The organism is Paralcaligenes ginsengisoli, assembly GCF_054781135.1.
In genome coordinates this window covers 22,218-38,619 of sequence record NZ_BAAGUZ010000035.1, presented here as the reverse complement: position 1 = coordinate 38,619, position 16,402 = coordinate 22,218, and the positions used below count along the sequence as shown (strand labels likewise).

General features: G+C 58.3%; 15 protein-coding genes. 11 read left to right on the top strand and 4 right to left on the bottom strand.

The genetic code is table 11. From position 1 onward, the window contains the following. Window positions 1–51: 51 nt before the first annotated feature. The 7 genes from lepA (at window position 52) to rarD (ending at window position 6,642) form a co-directional block, all read left to right on the top strand. Window positions 52–1,845: a translation elongation factor 4 gene (gene lepA / locus ACYVIS_RS17640; protein WP_460874609.1), complete on the top strand. Its 1,794-nt coding sequence runs from the start codon at window positions 52–54 to the stop codon at window positions 1,843–1,845. Between the two features lie 35 nt (window positions 1,846–1,880). Beyond that, window positions 1,881–2,768, top strand: a complete 888-nt coding sequence (lepB, locus tag ACYVIS_RS17635; RefSeq protein WP_232743872.1) for a signal peptidase I — start codon at window positions 1,881–1,883, stop codon at window positions 2,766–2,768. 2 nt (window positions 2,769–2,770) lie between these two features. Next, the gene (gene rnc / locus ACYVIS_RS17630) at window positions 2,771–3,529 is read left to right on the top strand and encodes a ribonuclease III (protein WP_232744591.1); all 759 of its coding nucleotides are present in this window, start codon (window positions 2,771–2,773) and stop codon (window positions 3,527–3,529) included. Continuing rightward, complete coding sequence (gene era / locus ACYVIS_RS17625) at window positions 3,526–4,413, top strand: GTPase Era (RefSeq protein ID WP_460874608.1); 888 nt, start codon at window positions 3,526–3,528, stop codon at window positions 4,411–4,413. Before rnc ends, era begins: the two co-directional genes overlap by 4 nt. Further along, window positions 4,406–4,993 carry a DNA repair protein RecO gene (gene recO / locus ACYVIS_RS17620; RefSeq protein WP_460874607.1) on the top strand — a complete coding sequence of 196 codons (588 nt, stop codon included), beginning with the start codon at window positions 4,406–4,408 and terminating at the stop codon, window positions 4,991–4,993. The genes era and recO overlap by 8 nt, the downstream gene beginning before the upstream one ends. A 77-nt stretch (window positions 4,994–5,070) precedes the next feature. Then, a complete protein-coding gene (locus tag ACYVIS_RS17615) occupies window positions 5,071–5,667 on the top strand; it encodes a PIN domain-containing protein (RefSeq protein ID WP_460874606.1) in 597 nt (198 codons plus the stop codon). 57 nt (window positions 5,668–5,724) lie between these two features. Then, window positions 5,725–6,642, top strand: coding sequence for an EamA family transporter RarD (gene rarD / locus ACYVIS_RS17610; RefSeq protein WP_460874605.1), 918 nt, complete (start codon window positions 5,725–5,727; stop codon window positions 6,640–6,642). An 88-nt stretch (window positions 6,643–6,730) separates the two neighbouring features. Here the strand turns inward: rarD and ACYVIS_RS17605 are convergent, their stop codons facing one another. The 3 genes from ACYVIS_RS17605 to ACYVIS_RS17595 form a co-directional block, all read right to left on the bottom strand. Next, complete coding sequence (locus ACYVIS_RS17605) at window positions 6,731–7,444, bottom strand: Bax inhibitor-1/YccA family protein (protein WP_232743867.1); 714 nt, start codon at window positions 7,442–7,444, stop codon at window positions 6,731–6,733. Window positions 7,445–7,645: 201 nt separating this feature from the next. Next, the gene (locus tag ACYVIS_RS17600) at window positions 7,646–8,080 is read right to left on the bottom strand and encodes a DNA polymerase III subunit chi (protein ID WP_460874604.1); all 435 of its coding nucleotides are present in this window, start codon (window positions 8,078–8,080) and stop codon (window positions 7,646–7,648) included. 7 nt (window positions 8,081–8,087) lie between these two features. Continuing rightward, the gene (locus ACYVIS_RS17595) at window positions 8,088–9,593 is read right to left on the bottom strand and encodes a leucyl aminopeptidase (RefSeq protein WP_460874603.1); all 1,506 of its coding nucleotides are present in this window, start codon (window positions 9,591–9,593) and stop codon (window positions 8,088–8,090) included. A gap of 54 nt (window positions 9,594–9,647) precedes the next feature. Between ACYVIS_RS17595 and lptF the strand changes: the two genes are divergently transcribed. Beyond that, the gene (gene lptF / locus ACYVIS_RS17590; protein ID WP_460874602.1) at window positions 9,648–10,775 is read left to right on the top strand and encodes an LPS export ABC transporter permease LptF; all 1,128 of its coding nucleotides are present in this window, start codon (window positions 9,648–9,650) and stop codon (window positions 10,773–10,775) included. Between the two features lie 686 nt (window positions 10,776–11,461). Here lptF and ACYVIS_RS17585 read toward each other — a convergent pair. Next, the gene (locus tag ACYVIS_RS17585) at window positions 11,462–12,412 is read right to left on the bottom strand and encodes a LysR family transcriptional regulator (protein ID WP_232743863.1); all 951 of its coding nucleotides are present in this window, start codon (window positions 12,410–12,412) and stop codon (window positions 11,462–11,464) included. A 168-nt stretch (window positions 12,413–12,580) separates the two neighbouring features. On the opposite strand from ACYVIS_RS17585, the gene ACYVIS_RS17580 reads away from it, so the two are divergent. The 3 genes from ACYVIS_RS17580 (at window position 12,581) to ACYVIS_RS17570 (ending at window position 16,384) form a co-directional block, all read left to right on the top strand. Then, entirely contained in the window at window positions 12,581–13,789 is a 1,209-nt protein-coding gene (locus tag ACYVIS_RS17580; protein ID WP_460874601.1) for an ABC transporter substrate-binding protein, read from the top strand. Window positions 13,790–13,864: 75 nt separating this feature from the next. Continuing rightward, window positions 13,865–15,358, top strand: a complete 1,494-nt coding sequence (locus tag ACYVIS_RS17575) for a CoA-acylating methylmalonate-semialdehyde dehydrogenase (protein WP_232743862.1) — start codon at window positions 13,865–13,867, stop codon at window positions 15,356–15,358. Between the two features lie 72 nt (window positions 15,359–15,430). Continuing rightward, window positions 15,431–16,384 carry a CysB family HTH-type transcriptional regulator gene (locus ACYVIS_RS17570; RefSeq protein WP_232743861.1) on the top strand — a complete coding sequence of 318 codons (954 nt, stop codon included), beginning with the start codon at window positions 15,431–15,433 and terminating at the stop codon, window positions 16,382–16,384. The last annotated feature ends 18 nt before the right edge of the window (window positions 16,385–16,402 follow it).

Below are 16,402 nucleotides of genomic sequence, written 5' to 3'. Positions count from 1 at the left end.
TGTCTGGCCTCCTGTAACATTTATTTCCCGCCTGGCGGGTTTGTCTGGTGTATGGATCATATCCGCAACTTTTCTATTATTGCCCACATCGACCATGGCAAGTCTACCCTTGCCGATCGCCTGATTCATCGTTGCGGGGGCTTGGCGGATCGCGAAATGTCTTCCCAAGTGCTTGATTCCATGGATATCGAGCGTGAGCGAGGCATTACCATCAAGGCGCAGACCGTGGCCTTGCACTACAAGGCGCAAGACGGCCGGACCTATGCCCTGAATCTTATCGACACGCCGGGGCACGTCGATTTTTCGTACGAGGTGAGTCGCTCTTTGTCGGCGTGCGAAGGCGCGTTGCTGGTGGTTGACGCAACGCAGGGCGTCGAGGCCCAGACCGTTGCCAATTGCTATACGGCCATCGAACTGGGTGTCGAGGTCATTCCCGTCCTGAATAAAATGGATTTGCCTTCGGCCGACCCCGACGGAGCGCGACAGGAGGTCGAGGATGTGATCGGCATCGATGCCTCCGAGGCGGTTCTGGCCAGTGCCAAGACAGGCATGGGCATCGACGAGATCCTGGAACAGATTGTCGCCCGGGTGCCCTCTCCCAAGGGAGACCCTGGCCAGCCTTTGCAAGCCCTGATTATCGATTCATGGTTCGATAATTATGTGGGCGTTGTCATGCTGGTCCGGATTGTCAATGGGATCTTGAAGCCCAAAGACAAGTTATTGCTCATGGCTTCCGGCGCAACGCATCTGTGCGAGCAGGTCGGTGTCTTTACCCCCAAATCCGAGACGCGCAAAGAACTGTCTGCCGGCGAGGTCGGTTTTGTGATTGCCGGAATCAAACAGCTGGAGGACGCCAAGGTCGGCGATACCGTCACGCTGGCCGGACGTGCCGCTGCCGGGGCGCTGCCCGGTTTCAAAGAGGTCAAGCCACAGGTGTTTGCCGGGCTGTATCCGGTTGAAAGCAGCGAGTACGATCAACTGCGCGACTCGCTCGAAAAACTGAAGCTGAACGATTCCTCGCTTATGTTCGAGCCCGAGGTTTCCCAGGCCTTGGGGTTTGGCTTTCGCTGCGGCTTTCTCGGCTTGCTGCACATGGAAATCGTGCAGGAACGCCTGGAACGCGAATTCGACATGGATATCATTACCACGGCGCCGTCGGTGGTATACCAGATCGAGCAGCGCGACGGTTCGGTCATATCCATCGAAAGCCCTTCGCGCATGCCGGAAGTGGGCAATATCGTCGAGGTTCGTGAGCCCATCGTCACAGTTACCTTGTTCATGCCGCAGGAATATGTCGGGCCGGTAATGACTTTGTGCACGGTCAAGCGCGGCGCTCAAATCAATATGTCGTATCATGGCCGGCAAGTGCACCTGGTGTACGAAATCCCCCTGGCTGAAATCGTGCTCGACTTTTTCGACAAGCTCAAGTCTGTTTCCCGCGGTTATGCGTCCATGGATTACGAGTTCAAGGAATACCGGGCCTCGGATGTGGTGCGGGTCGATTTGCTGATCAATGGCGACCGCGTGGATGCGCTGTCCATGATTGTGCACCGCGCCAATGCCCGCTATCGAGGCCGTGAAGTCGTCTCGAAGATGCGCGCGCTGATTCCGCGCCAGATGTTCGATATTGCTATCCAGGCGGCCATCGGTGCCGAGGTGATAGCCCGCGAAAACGTCAAGGCCTTGCGCAAGAATGTGTTGGCGAAGTGTTACGGGGGCGATATTTCCCGCAAGAAAAAACTGCTTGAAAAACAAAAAGCCGGCAAGAAACGCATGAAACAGGTTGGCAATGTTGAAATTCCCCAAGAAGCGTTCCTGGCAATTCTGCAGGTCGAGGATAAATAAGAACTCAAGATGAGAGCGAGAAAGGTATGTTTGGTATGAGTTGGGACTTTGCACTGATTTTGTTTGTGCTGTTGGTAATTACCGGCCTGGTCTGGTGTCTGGATTTCTTCGTTTTGCGAGCCCGGCGCCGAGCGGCGGCGCAAGCGGCCGTGGCCAACTCCGACTATGCCTTGGCAGGGGTCGATGCCCAGGAGGCGGCGCGCCTGCGCCAGGAGGCCTACGACAAGGTGAACCGTGCCCCGTGGTGGGTGGAATACTGTGTCAGCTTCTTTCCCGTCATCCTGTTCGTGTTTGCCTTGCGTTCGTTTGTGATCGAACCGTTCCGGATTCCATCGGGTTCCATGCTGCCCACCCTGGAAAATGGCGATCTGATTCTGGTGAACAAATTTCAATATGGCATACGCCTGCCCATCATCGACAAGAAAATCATCAAGATCGGATCGCCCAACCGCGGCGATGTCATGGTTTTTCGTTATCCGGTGGATCCCAGCGTCGATTACATCAAACGCGTGGTTGGCTTGCCCGGCGACGTGGTCTTGTACCAGGATAAAACGCTATCCATCAATGGCAAGGAAGTGGCTCATATGCGCGACGGCGATTATTTCGAGCCTGACCGTTCCGCATACGTCGGGCGCTACACCGAACAATTGGGGGCGGTGCAGCACAGCATTTTGCTGAACAAGCAGGCTCCTCAAGACTTTATGCCTATTTCGGATTATCCTTACCGCAAGAACTGCGAATACCTGAGCAACGGCGTGCGTTGCACAGTTCCGCCCGATCACTATTTCATGATGGGTGATAACCGCGACAATAGCCTGGATAGCCGTTATTGGGGCTTTGTGCCCGACCAGAACATTGTGGGACGCGCCTTTTTCATCTGGATGAATTTCAGCGAGCCCAGCCGTATAGGCCGGTTCCACTAATGATCAGTCTCGCCTCTCTAGAATCGGCCCTCGACTATCAGTTTCGCGATATTACCCTGCTTGAGCAGGCTGTCACCCATCGCAGCCATAGTGCGCACCATAATGAACGCCTCGAGTTCCTGGGGGATTCGGTCCTCAATTTTGTCGTAGCCGCGCTGCTGTTCAAGCGTTTTTCCAAAATCGACGAAGGCGATTTATCGCGTTCGCGCGCCAATCTTGTCAAGCAGGCCTCCCTGGCCGAGATTGCGCAAAAGCTGTCCTTGTCCCAGTATCTGCGCCTGGGCGAGGGCGAATTGAAAAGCGGCGGGTTTCGCCGTCCTTCGATTCTGGCGGATGCGCTCGAAGCTGTTTTCGGATCGGTGTTTCTCGATTCGGGCTTCGATTCGGCACAGAAGGTGATAGCACGGCTTTATGCGCCCATATTCGTCAATATAGACCCTAAAACACTGGGTAAAGACCCTAAAACTCTGCTTCAAGAGCTATTGCAGAGTCGCAAGATCGCCTTGCCGGTGTATACCGTCATCGCCACGCATGGTGCGGCTCACAATCAGCTCTTTGAGGTCGAGTGCGGCATTCCCAAGCTGGAAATCACGGTGACCGCGGGGGGGGCGAGCCGCCGAGCGGCCGAACAATCCGCCGCCACACTTGCCATTGCGGCCGTCGAAGCGCTGGCGCCGGGCAAAGGCGCCCGCGCCGTTTCGCGCGCACGCAAGGCGACGCAATTATCCTTACCGGTGGCTGTGCCCCAAGAGAACAAATGAGCGAAGCTTTCCGTTGCGGTTTTGTGGCGATAGTGGGTCGGCCCAATGTGGGCAAATCCACATTGGCCAACGCACTGATCGGCAGCAAGATATCGATCGTGTCTCGCAAGGCGCAGACAACGCGCCACCGCATACACGGAGTGCTGACGCGCGAGCGCGAGCAGTTTGTGTTTGTCGACACTCCCGGGTTTCAAACGCGCCATGGCGGAGCCATGAATCGCATGATGAATCGCGTTGTAACCCAGGCCCTGGCCGACGTCGACGCCGTAGTCCATGTGGTTGAAGCGGGCAAGTGGTCGGCCGGCGACGCCCAGCTTGTTCCGTTGCTGCCCAGGGATGGCCACACCATCCTGGCCGTCAACAAGATCGACGCCCTGGCCGACAAAAACGAAATGTTCGCGTATGTCGGCAAAATCATGGCGCAGTTCCCGTATACGGCGGTGGTCCCGGTCAGCGCCTTGCGCGGCGTGCAGCTCGAGAACCTCCTGACCGAGATCCGGGCTTTCCTGCCCGAAGGCGAACCCATGTTCGAGGCCGACACGCTGACCGATCGCCCGGTGCGTTTCATCGTCGCCGAACTGGTGCGTGAAAAGATCTTCCGCCTGGTGGGCGATGAACTGCCATATGGGTGCACGGTCGTTATCGAGCAATGGGAAGAAAACGAGAAGGGCGTAAGGATTGGGGCCTGTGTGATCGTGGAACGCGAAAGCCATAAGCCCATATTGCTGGGAACCGGGGGCGTGCACATGAAGCGCATTGCCTCCGAGGCCCGCCAGGACATGGCCAAGTTGCTCGACAAAACGGTTTATCTGGATGTGTATATCAAGGTGCGCAAAGGCTGGTCGGATCGCGAAGGGGCCTTGCGCGAATTAGGGTATGAGTAAACGAGGGCAGCGTGTACATGAGGCGATCGCCTATTTGTTGCATGCCGCGCCGTGGCGGGAAACTTCGCTGATCATCCAGGCCTTTACGCGCGATCACGGCAATGTGGCGCTGGTGGCCAAGGGGGCCAAGCGGCCTTTTTCAACCTTGCGTCCGGTGCTGTCGATGTTTCAGCCGCTCGATCTGTCCTGGAGCGGCGGGGGCGAAGTCAAGACCCTGACCCGTGCCGAATGTGCCGGCATCAGGCCTTTGACCGGCCGGGCTCACATGTCGGCCTGGTATATGAACGAACTGCTGCTGCGTTTGTTGCCGCGCGAAGACCCCCATGCCATTTTGTTCGATGCGTACGATGCCGCCTTGCTGCAACTGGCCCAGGGCTCGTCCGCGGCGGGTGCGCTGCGGCGCTTCGAATGGACCCTGCTCAATGAAACCGGATACGGAGTGGATCAGCCGACCCCCGATTTTGAGGACGCGCGGCTTGAGCCTGAGCTGCGATCGTTCCTGCGTGAGCGGCTGGACGAGTTGCTGGTTGGGCGGCCTTTATTGACTCGCAAGGTCCTGATGGAATTGCAACGATATTAATGAGTGTGCCATGTTGATGACGCTATCGGGGTCGGGGCAAATGAACAGCGGCTTTGGGTTTTGCAAGGCGAGGCACAATGGCGGTTGATTTACCGGACGTCGTGGTTGTCGATACTTGTGTGTTGATTTCCAATATCTTGCGCCGCATGTTGCTGCGGCTGGCGCAGCAGGGGTGCTTCAGGCTGGCGTGGAGCGCGATCATTGGCGACGAATGGCGGCGCAATGCGGGGCGGTTGTGGGATGTCGCCGCGGCGGAAATGCAGACGCAGTGGGATACCTTGCAGCATGAATTCCCCGATGCCGACCAGGGCGATATAGAGCCGTTCAAGAACGGTTTGCTCCGCAGCGACCCCAAGGACTGGCACGTGATTGCGGCCGCGCGTGCGGCACGGGCCAAGGCCCCCTCTGCCGCGGTAGCGATCCTGACTCGCAATATCAAAGACTTCAATCGCAGCGAGTTGCGCGGGCTTGGCTTGACGCTGTACGACCCTGACCAGTTCTTGCTACAGTGCTGGCTGCAGCATGCCGGGCCGGTACTGGCTGCGCTGGCATGTATTCCGGCCGATCTGCGGGAGGCTGGCAGGGCCGACGAACCGATAGTTGAAATTCTGCGGCGCGAGCGTCTGTTCCGGCTGAGCAAGGCCAGCGCCCCCGCGATCGGATGTGCGGCTTGATATTTGTCCGCGGCCTGGCGGTTCCTGGGCCAAGCACATAAAAAAACAAGAGGTATCGTGAAGCAAGGCATAGCGTTATCGGTTTTATCGTCCGGATTGTTTGCCGCGCTTTATTACTATTCGACGGTGCTTCATCCCTTGACCGGGAGTGAAATTTTTGCCTGGCGCGTTATCCTGGCGCTGCCCGTCCTGGCCATATTGATTTCCCGCGAGCGCTCCTGGAGCGAAATTGGTCTGGCAAACAGGCGCTTGCGCAGCGAGTGGCCGCTTTTTCTTGCCAGTGCCGCACTGATCGGCGTACAGCTTTGGCTGTTCATGTGGGCGCCGCTGCATCAGAGGGCCCTGGATGTGTCCTTGGGCTATTTTCTGCTGCCTTTGTCGATGGTGGTCGTGGGGCGTTTCTTTTATGACGAGCGCCTCAGCAGGGTGCAATGGCTGGCCGTCGGTGTGGCTGTCGTGGGCGTGGCGCATGAATTCATTCGGGCAGGCTCGTTTTCCTGGGCGACGGCTTTGGTGATGTGCGGCTATCCGCCGTACTTCATGTTGCGCCGCGCGATGCGCCTGCGCTCCCTGGCCGGCCTGTGGTTCGACATGCTGTTGCTTGCCCCGATCGCGCTGGCGATTGTGCTGTTTCAAAGCCCCGGCCTGATGGCCCAGTTTACCGGTCGCCCGTCTCTGCTTGCCCTGGTGCCTTTGCTGGGCGTGATCAGTTCGGCCGCCTTGATCGGATATTTATCGGCCAGCCGCCTGCTGCCGTTGAGCCTGTTCGGGATTCTGGGTTATGTCGAACCGGTGCTGCTGTTCTGGGTTGCGTTCCTGTTTCTGGGTGAAAACATGACAGCCAGCGCCTGGTGGGCGTATCTTCCCATCTGGCTTGCGGTGCTGTTGATGGCCGGCGAAGGCCTGTGGCTGTGGAACAAAGAGGTCCGCGGGCGTACCGGATCTGTGTCGGCGCGTAGGGCCGGGCGGCGTTGATGCACCGCCCAAGACGGGCGGCCACAAAGGCCGCCCCTGCCGTCACCGCCTGTTGATTTCCAGAACGGGGGGCACCAGGCCCCCGTCCCTACTTATTGGAGTTGCCGCCGAAGATGCCCAGCAGCATGAGCAGGTTGACGAATACGTTGTAGAGGTCCAGATAAATGGCCAGGGTGGCCGAAACGTAATTGGTTTCGCCGCCGTTGATGACGCGTTGCAGGTCGACCAGCAAAAAGGCCGAGAAAATCACGATGGCCATGACGGAGATGGTCAGCATGAGGGCCGGCAAATGCAAAAAGATATTGGCCAGCGAGGCCACGATCAGCACGATTACGCCGATAAACAGGAATTTTTGCAGATGCGAGAAATCACGCTTGGTGGTGGTGGCAATGCTGGCCATGGCGCCGAAGACGACGGCTGTGCCGCCGAACGCCAGCATGATGAGCTGCGAGCCATTGCCCAGGCCCATGATGTGCCCAAGCAGGCGCGACAGCATGATGCCCATGAAGAACGTGAAGCCCAGCAGCAGGGCGACGCCCAGGGAATTGTTCTTGTTGCGTTCGATCAGGAACATGAGGCCGAAGGCGCCAACCAGGAAAATGATGGTGCTGGTGCCGGGACTGGCTCCCATGGCCTGGTTCACGCCCGTGTACAGACCTACCAGCGCTCCAAGTACCGTGGGGATCAAGGACAGGGTCAGCAGCCAGTAGGTGTTGCGCAACACGCGGTTGCGTACGACTTCGCCCGGAGCGGCGGCATAACCGTCGTGGGGCGAAAGCGGAGATTGCGGGAAATCGCTCATGGTGAATCCTTTAATATCAATAGACCGGGCGCTAGGTAGCGATCGGGCGCTGCCAGTCAAGCCTTGTACATGGAGCAGAATAACTGACAAATAGCTGAATCTGCAAGTAAGTCCGGTATCCGGCTGGGCAAGTATCAGTATGCTTGACCTATATTGGAGCGGTGCTGGGCCGCTTGGTTCCGAAGACTCATTCTAAGGCATTTATCGGCTGGATACGTCATGGGCATGCAGCGTGTGCCCATCGGCCTGGTATTGGCGCCAGCGCTGGCGCGCGGCCTGCTTGTCTTCGGGCTGGTCAGACACGATTTCCAGCACCCGTTCGAAATGCTCGATGCCTGGCGGGCACTGCGTGTCCAGATTGACCAGCCAGGCGGGCTGCGCCGCATTCGCAGGCGGCCGCGGGGCATTGGAAGTGAGCCAGACCGGCGTGTGGACGGCAAGCGGGTCGCCGGCCGTTACATGAGGCACAAACGCCGTGGCGTCGAAGCTCCATAGCAGGTGATCGAAGCGGGCCAGCATTTCGGCATCCCCGCTGTATACGATCAGGCTGCGCCCCGACAGATAGTGCTTGCGTGCAACGTCGCACGCCATTTGCAGACGGTCGGAGGCGCCAAAGGCGAAATCGATGCGGGTCATCGACCGCCTAGGCCTGGTCGAGCAGGTATTGCACCAGCAAGGGAACAGGGCGGCCGGTTGCGCCTTTTTCCTTGCCGCTGCGCCAGGCAGTCCCGGCTATGTCCAGATGAGCCCAGGGATAGCTTTTGGTGAAGCGCGAAAGAAAGCAGGCCGCAGTGACAGCACCGGCCGGTGGGCCGCCTATATTGGCAATATCGGCAAAATTGGAATGGAGCTGTTCCTGGTAGGCATCTTCCAGGGGCAGGCGCCATGCCGTGTCGTTGGTATCGCGGCCGGCCCGCAAAAGGCTTTCGGCCAAGGCGTCGTCTTTGCTGAACAGGCCCGAGTTGACATGGCCAAGCGCCACGATGCAGGCGCCAGTCAGGGTGGCGATATCGATGACCGCCGCCGGCTTGAAACGTTCCGCGTAGGTAAGGGCGTCGCACAGGACCAGGCGGCCTTCGGCGTCGGTATTGAGAATTTCTATGGTTTGCCCGGACATGCTGGTGACGACGTCGCCCGGTTTGTTGGCACGGCCGCTGGGCAGGTTTTCGCAGCTTGGAATCAGGCCTATGATTTCCCGATCGAGTCCGATTTCGGCGACGGCACGCAATGCGCCCAGCACGCTGGCGGCCCCGCACATATCGTATTTCATTTCATCCATATTGCCGGCCGGCTTGATCGAAATACCGCCGGCGTCGAAGGTGATGCCCTTGCCTACCAGGACAATGGGAGCCTTGCGCGTTTTACCCGCTGTTTTGGCCGAAGCGGGAGAGTGTCTGAGAATAATGAACGCCGGCGCTTCGTACGAGCCTCGGGCCACGGATAAAAACGAACCCATCTTGAGTGCTTCGATCTGCTTGCGCTCGAGTACTTCGGCCTTGAGGCTTTTGAATTCCTTGGCCAGTTTTTTGGCGGCCTGGCCCAGGTAGGTGGGGGTGCAGATATTGCCGGGAAGATTGCCCAGCTCGCGTGCCAGATTCATGCCGGCGGCGATTGCGCCGCCGCTGGACAAGCCCTGCTGCGCCTGGCCGGCCTGGTTGCGGGCGACCGACAAGATGATTTTCTTGAGTTTCGGTGCGGCGTTGTGCTCGCGTTTGCCGAAAGTGGCATCGTAATAGTAGGTGGCCCGGCCCGCGGCCACGGCCGCAGCCTGCGCACGGCTGCGCATCGTGGAGTTGGGGCATTCGATGGCCGCCAGGGTGGAAACCCCTTCGGACAGATGCGCCTGCACGCAGTAATTGGCGAAAACGAATTCGGCATTGGCATGCGTTGCCGCGTTATAACTGTCTTGCTTGCCCAGGCCGATTAAAATGATTCGTGCCGCGACCACGCCGGTCAGGCGGCGCAAGGCCAGATGAGTGCCGGCTTTGGCCAGGAATTCCGATTTAAGTACTTCACGCAGGGCGCCATTGCTGGCATGATCGATAATGTCGGCTGCCGGACTCAGCATTCCGTCGGCGAAAACGCCCACAGCAAGCGCCGCTGTTTTAATTTGATGCAAGGAAGCTGTGGTCTGTGTGCTAAATTCCATTCGAATTTCCCAAAGTGTCTGTAGGATGCTTACGATTATCTCGCATATTTTCTCATGTCACTATTCAAACGTTCTGTAGTAGCCGAAATCTCTAGCCATGCGGGTGTCGTGTTCTCCACGCTGCTTATTGTATGGCTTAGTGTGCTGCTGGTGCGTTTGCTCGGCGAAGCGGCCAACGGAACGATAGGCGCCGATGTCGTGTTGGGCCTGGCGGCGTTTTCAAGCATCACCGCCTTGCCGGTCATTTTGTCGGTCTCCCTGTTTATAGCCGTGCTCACGACAGTGACGCGGAATTTCAGGGAATCGGAAATGGTGGTGTGGTTCGCCAGCGGTTTGTCGCTGAAGGATTGGGTTCGGCCGGTGTTGCGTTGCGCGGTGCCGGTTGCCATCGTGATTGCCGTGTTGACCCTGGTGGCATCGCCCTGGGCATATCGGCAGATTGCGGAATATCGCCAGCGCTACGAGCAGCGTTCCGACTTATCCAAAGTCACCGCGGGCCAGTTCATTGAAACCGAAGACGGAGCCAGGGTGTTTTTCGCCGAAGATCCGACCAAGCCGGGAGACCAGCTGGGCAATGTGATTGCCCGTGTGATCGAACCCGACTGGCTGACGGTGGTGTCGGCCGACAGCGCCCGGGTCCAGACCGAGCCCAACGGCGACCGCTTCCTGGTGCTTAGCCAGGGGCATCGCTACGATTTGAAGCCGGGTACGCCCGAGTTCCGCATGTTCGATTTCAACCGCTACGGATTCCGGCTGGAAAGCAAGAACGACGCGGGTTCAATAAAAGTTGCACGCGAAATGGCCGAGCGCCAGCTCAAGGCGCGGCCTACCGAGCAACTGGTGGGCGACAACACCAATAACTCCCGCTCGCAAATGATGTGGCGAATATCCTTGCCCCTGGCGGCGCTGAATCTGGCCTTGCTGGCCATTCCCCTGGGGGCGGTCAATCCCCGGCTGGGACGTTCCGGCGACGTGCTGATCGCGGGCCTGGTCGGTTTGCTTTACATGAACCTGATCAATCTTTCGCGCGGCTGGATCGGTAACGGCAAGCTGAGCTTTGGCTTGGGCGTATGGTTGGTGCATGGGGTATTTTCGCTTCTGATGATGTACATGATGTGGCGTAAATTGCGTGTCAAAGCGCCTAAACCGCCCAAGGTGGAAGCCCGGCCGGCTGCGAGTTAGTGTATTTTTGGGTTGAGTGTTTATGGCGTTCTTCGATTGATGGGTATATAAAGACGCCGTCTATCGGGGCTTGGGGTCAGGGCCGGCACGGCGTGCTTGATCCGGATCTACCTCGTCCAGGCGGGCGTCGGGCGAACTCGCCCAGCCTCGCGAGGCTGGGCTCAGACAGCGCCCGCCGAAAGCCCCCGCCTTCCCTACGGTAGCCTCCGGCGCACGCCTTACGCCGGTCCTGACCCCAAGCCCCGATAGACGGCTCGCGTAATGGCATGCCTGGAATGAGTTTGCCGGCCTCAACGTATACCTCGATGCATGACCTCAACGCAAGCCGCAGGGTGGGCGGTGCTGTGCAGTCCGGCGGTAGTCCAGCGCCGGGTGCTGACGAAGGGAAGGCGGGGGCTTTCGGCGGGCCCTGTTTGAGCAGTGCCTCGCGCGCGAGGCACTGCGAGTTGGCCCGACGCCCGCCTGGACGAGGCAGACCCGGGCAGTCGGGGTGCGTAGCACCACGACCGCTGGACGTGCCGGACTGCACAGCACCGCCCACCCTGCGGCGTCTTTATAGAATTAACCGCCGCCCACACAGCAACGCTCAGTCCAAAACCATCGCCCCAGCCAGTACAGGCAGCTCAAAACAAAAGTCACTGAAACGCGCCCACTCCCGTAAACACGTAAATCAAAAATGCGCCAGATCATTCGCCCAACCCGAGCTGGCTTCCCGGTTCCGGCAAGTAGCGCAATCGGTCCGATCGGCCCTGCAGCAGAGGCTCGTTCAACTGCACCGTCTTTTTCAGATAATCCCACAAGGCCATGACCCGCTTCGAACGGCGCAGATCTTCATGGCAGTACATCCAGAAGCTGCGTGTGACCGAGATATCGTTGTCCAGCACAGGCTGCAGCCGCGGGTCCTGGGCCGCCATGAAACAAGGCAGGATGGCCAGCGACTGCCCCTGCAGCGCGGCCTGGTACTGCGCAATCACACTGGTGCTCTTGAAAATGACCCGGCTGCTCGGCAAAATGTCTTCAAGATAGCGCAAGCGGTCGCTGAACAGCAATTCCTCAACATAGCCTATGAACGTATGTCCGGCCAGGTCGCCCTGGCTGAGGATGGGAGCCGAGCGCGCCAAATAGGCGGTGCTGCCGTAAAGTTTGAGCGAGTAGTCGATCAGCTTGGTGCACATGTACGGGCCGCGCTGCGGCCGTTCCAGAGAAATGGCAATATCGGCTTCGCGCTTGGACAGGCTGATAAACCGCGGCACCGGCATGATGTCCAGAGTCGTTGCGGGAAAGCGGCGTTGAAAATCCACCATGAGCGGCGTCAGCACATAATTGCCGAAGCCCTCGGTCGATCCGACCCGCAAATGACCCGACAGGGTTTGACCTACGCCCGAAAGCTCCTCGCGCGCCGAAAACAGCGAGCCTTCAATCTGTTCCGCATGGGCAAAAAACCGCAGGCCATCCTCGGTGAGGGTAAAGCCGGTGGTTTTGGACTTGTCGAACAAGACAGTGTCCAGTTCCTGTTCCAGAGTCTGGATGCGCCGCGAAACGGTGCTGTGCTGAACTCCAAGGCGCAGTGCCGCGGCGCTGACGCGCTGGGTGCGGGCCACTTCCAGAAAATAACGCAAACCATCCCAATCCAGCATTGAAGTCCCCTGAAATCATGGGCGCCCGAGCCCCTGGCGCGTTGTGCATTTTTTAGCAATGAATGTGCAAATATTGTGATAGTAATAAGTTTTTTACACAACTACACTGCATAAGTGCCCCGGCACGCCCAATCATATAAATAAAGAAAGATGAAAACGGAGACGACAATGAAAAACTTTTCCCTGACCCTGATGGCCAGCCTTTGCCTGGGACTGACGTTTGGCGCGCAAGCCAAGACGCCGCCGGTCAAGATCGGCGTCTTGACCGATATGTCCGGCCCCTACGCCTCGATGGGAGGTTCCGGCTCCGTTGTGGCGGCGAAAATGGCCATCGACGACTGCCTGAAAGCGGAATGCAAGGGCATGAGCATCGATCTGCTGTCGGCCGATAATCAAAACAAGGCCGACGTGGGCGCCGCCAAGGCGCGTGAATGGTTCGATCGCGATGGCGTGACTGCCATAGCGGATCTGACCAATTCGGGCGTGGCGCTGGCTGTGCAGGCTGTCGCCAAGGAAAAGAACAAAATTGCCTTGTTTTCAGGCCCGGCCACGACGGCCTTGATCAACGCCAATTGTTCGCCGGTTGGCTTTCACTGGATGTTCGATACTTATTCGCAGTCGGTCGGCGGGGTAAAGGCGACCGTCAATAAAGGCGGCAAATCCTGGTTTTTCATTACCGTGGATTATGCGTTCGGCCATTCCTTGCAAAAAGGTTCCGAAGATATGGTCAAGGAACTGGGCGGCACGGTAGTCGGATCCGTGCTGCATCCGCTGAATACCGCCGATTTCGCTTCCTATCTTTTGCAGGCGCAAAGTTCCAAGGCACAGGTTGTGGCTCTGGCCAACGGCGGCCAGGACACGGTCAATGCCATCAAGCAGGCCCGCGAGTTCGGGATCGTCAAAGGCGGCCAGCGGCTGGTGGCCCTGCTGGTGTTCCTGTCCGACTTGCGCGCGCTGGGCTTGAGCAATGCCCAGGGCCTGACCTATGTCGATGGCTTTTACTGGGACTTTGACGATGCATCGCGCAAGTGGTCGGCGCGTTTCGCCAAGGCTTACAAAGATCTCAAGCCCACCATGACGCAGGCAGGCGTATATTCGAGTGTGTTGCATTACTTGAAGGCCGTTGCGGCATCGGGCTCGACTCAGGGCGATGTGGTGGCCGCCGAAATGCGCAAGTTGCCCATCAAGGATCCGATCATGCACAATGCCTCCATACGCCCCGATGGTCGCGTGATACACGATATGTATTTGTATGAAGTCAAGACGCCGGCGGAATCGAAAAGCCCCTGGGACTACTCCAGGCTGGTGGCGACCATCCCGGCCAAAGACGCGTTCCAGCCATTGTCCAAATCGACCTGCCCCCTGGTCAAGAAATAAGCCGGGTAGAAAGCCCGATAGCCATCGCCAATCCATCACACAGCGCGCATGATGGCATGCGCCAAGGAGACCTTAATGAGTGCCGTACCCCGTATCCCTCTGCTTATCGGAGGCAAATTGGTCCAGTCGAAAACCACCGAGTGGCGCGACGTGATCAATCCCGCAACCCAGGAAGTCGTGGCGCAAGTGCCGTTTGCGACCAAGGACGAACTCGACCTGGCTGTCGCCGACTCGAAAAAGGCATTCCAGACCTGGCGCAATACGAGTCAGGGCGCCCGCATGCGCATCATGCTGAATTTGCAGAAGCTGGTGCGGGACAACACCACAAAACTGGCCGAGCTGATTACTCTGGAGCATGGCAAGACCCTGCCTGATGCCGAGGGCGAAGTCGGTCGCGGCCTGGAAGTCATCGAACATGCCTGCTCCATGGCCAGCCTGCAATTGGGCGAATACGCTGAAAACGCCGCCACGGGTATCGATGTCTATACCTTGATTCAGCCCCTGGGTGTTTGCGCCGGGATTACCGCCTTCAATTTTCCCATCATGCTGCCTTGTTTCATGTTCCCGATAGCGGTGACGGCAGGCAACTCGTTCATATTGAAGCCATCGGAGCAAGACCCCAGCTCGTCTTTGCTGCTGGCTCAGCTGGCTCTCGAGGCGGGCCTGCCCCCGGGCGTGCTGAACGTGGTGCATGGCGGACCCGAGATTGCCAATGGTTTGTGCGATCATCCCGATATCAAGGCTATTTCCTTCATCGGTTCCACGCATGTCGGGTCGCACATCTATCGTCGCGCGTCTGAAGCCGGCAAGCGCTGCCAGGCCATGATGGGCGCCAAGAATCATTGCGTCATTTTGCCCGATGCCGATCGCGAAGCGGCCTTGAATCAACTTCTGGGCGCGGCTTTTGGAGCGGCCGGCCAGCGCTGCATGGCGATTTCGGTGGCAGTGCTGGTGGGCGAGGCCCGCGATTGGCTGCCCGATTTCATCGAACGCGCCAAAAAGCTCAAGGTCAATGCCGGGCTGGATCGCAAGGCCGACCTGGGCCCGCTGGTATCGCCCAATGCCCGTAAACGGGTCGAGAGCCTGATTCAGAAAGGTGCCGATGAGGGTGCCGCGCTGGTGCTCGATGGCCGCAATATTGAGGTATCGGGCTACGCCAAGGGCAATTTCGTCGGCCCTACGGTGTTCAAGGACGTCAAGGCCGATATGTCGATTTACCAGGAGGAAGTGTTCGGGCCGGTGTTGTGCGTGGTAGGCGCCGAAACGCTCGAAGAGGCCGTTGAGTTCATCAACCAGAATCCGAACGGCAATGGGGTGTCGGTGTTTACGCAGGACGGCGGTTCGGCGCGCTACTTCCAGAATAATATCGACGTCGGCCAGATCGGTATCAATATTCCGATTCCTGTTCCCGTCGCCTGGTTCAGCTTTACAGGCTCGCGCGCTTCCAAGTTGGGCGACCTCGGGCCCAACGGCAAGCAGGCCGTTCAGTTCTGGACGCAGACCAAGACCGTGACGGCACGCTGGTCGGCGCACCATACAGGGGTCAATACAACCATCTCCATGAAGTAAGCTTATAACTAAAAATAATTAATATTTATTCTTATATAACATACAATAGCCCTTCCTAAAGGGCTATTTTTTATGAATCTCCAGCAATTTCGTTTTGTGCGTGAAACCATACGGCGCAATTTCAATTTGACGGAGGCCGCACGCACGCTTTTTACCTCGCAACCGGGGGTGTCCAAGGCCATTATCGAATTCGAAGACGAATTGGGCATCAAGATTTTCGAGCGGCATGGCAAGCGCATCAAGGGCCTGACCAAGCCGGGCGCGGTTGTGTCGCACGTAATCGACCGCATTATGCGCGAAGTCGATAATCTGAAAAAAGTCAGCGATGAGTTCGCGCGCCGCGACGAAGGCGGCCTGGTGATTGCCTGCACGCATGCGCAGGCCCGGTACATTCTCCCGCGGGTCATTCCGGCTTTTCGCGAAAAATTCCCCAAAGTGCGCTTGTCGCTGGCCGAGGGCAATCCTCCGCAACTGGCCCAAATGGTGCTGCACGAACAGGCCGATGTGGCGATCGCGACCGAAACGCTGAGCATGACGGCGGGCCTGGCCGCCTTGCCGGTCTATTCGTGGGAGCATGTCATTGTGGTGCGCCCCGATCATCCCTTGGCCGAGCTCACCTCGAGCGAGGCTAAAAAACTGACACTCGAGCAATTGGCGCAATATCCGATTGTGACGTACGACAGGGCATTTTCGGGCCGCTGCACGATTGACGAGGTTTTTGCCGCAAGCAACGTGACACCGGATATCGTGCTCGAGGCGATTGATGCCGATGTGATCAAGACCTATGTGGATGTGGGCATGGGTATAGGCATTATCGCGGGCATGGCCTTTGATCCGCGCCGCGACAAGGGCCTGGTGGGCTTGCCGGCGGGCCATCTGTTCGGCACGCATGTGACCCGGGTTGCGGTCAAGTCGGGCGTATTTCTGCGTGATTATGTTTTTGTGCTGCTCGAAATGCTGGCGTCCAACCTGACCCGTGAAGTGGTTCAGCGTGCTGTCGACGGTGCCGCGCCTGCTGAGGAATAAGTTGTCCTGTTCGGAAGC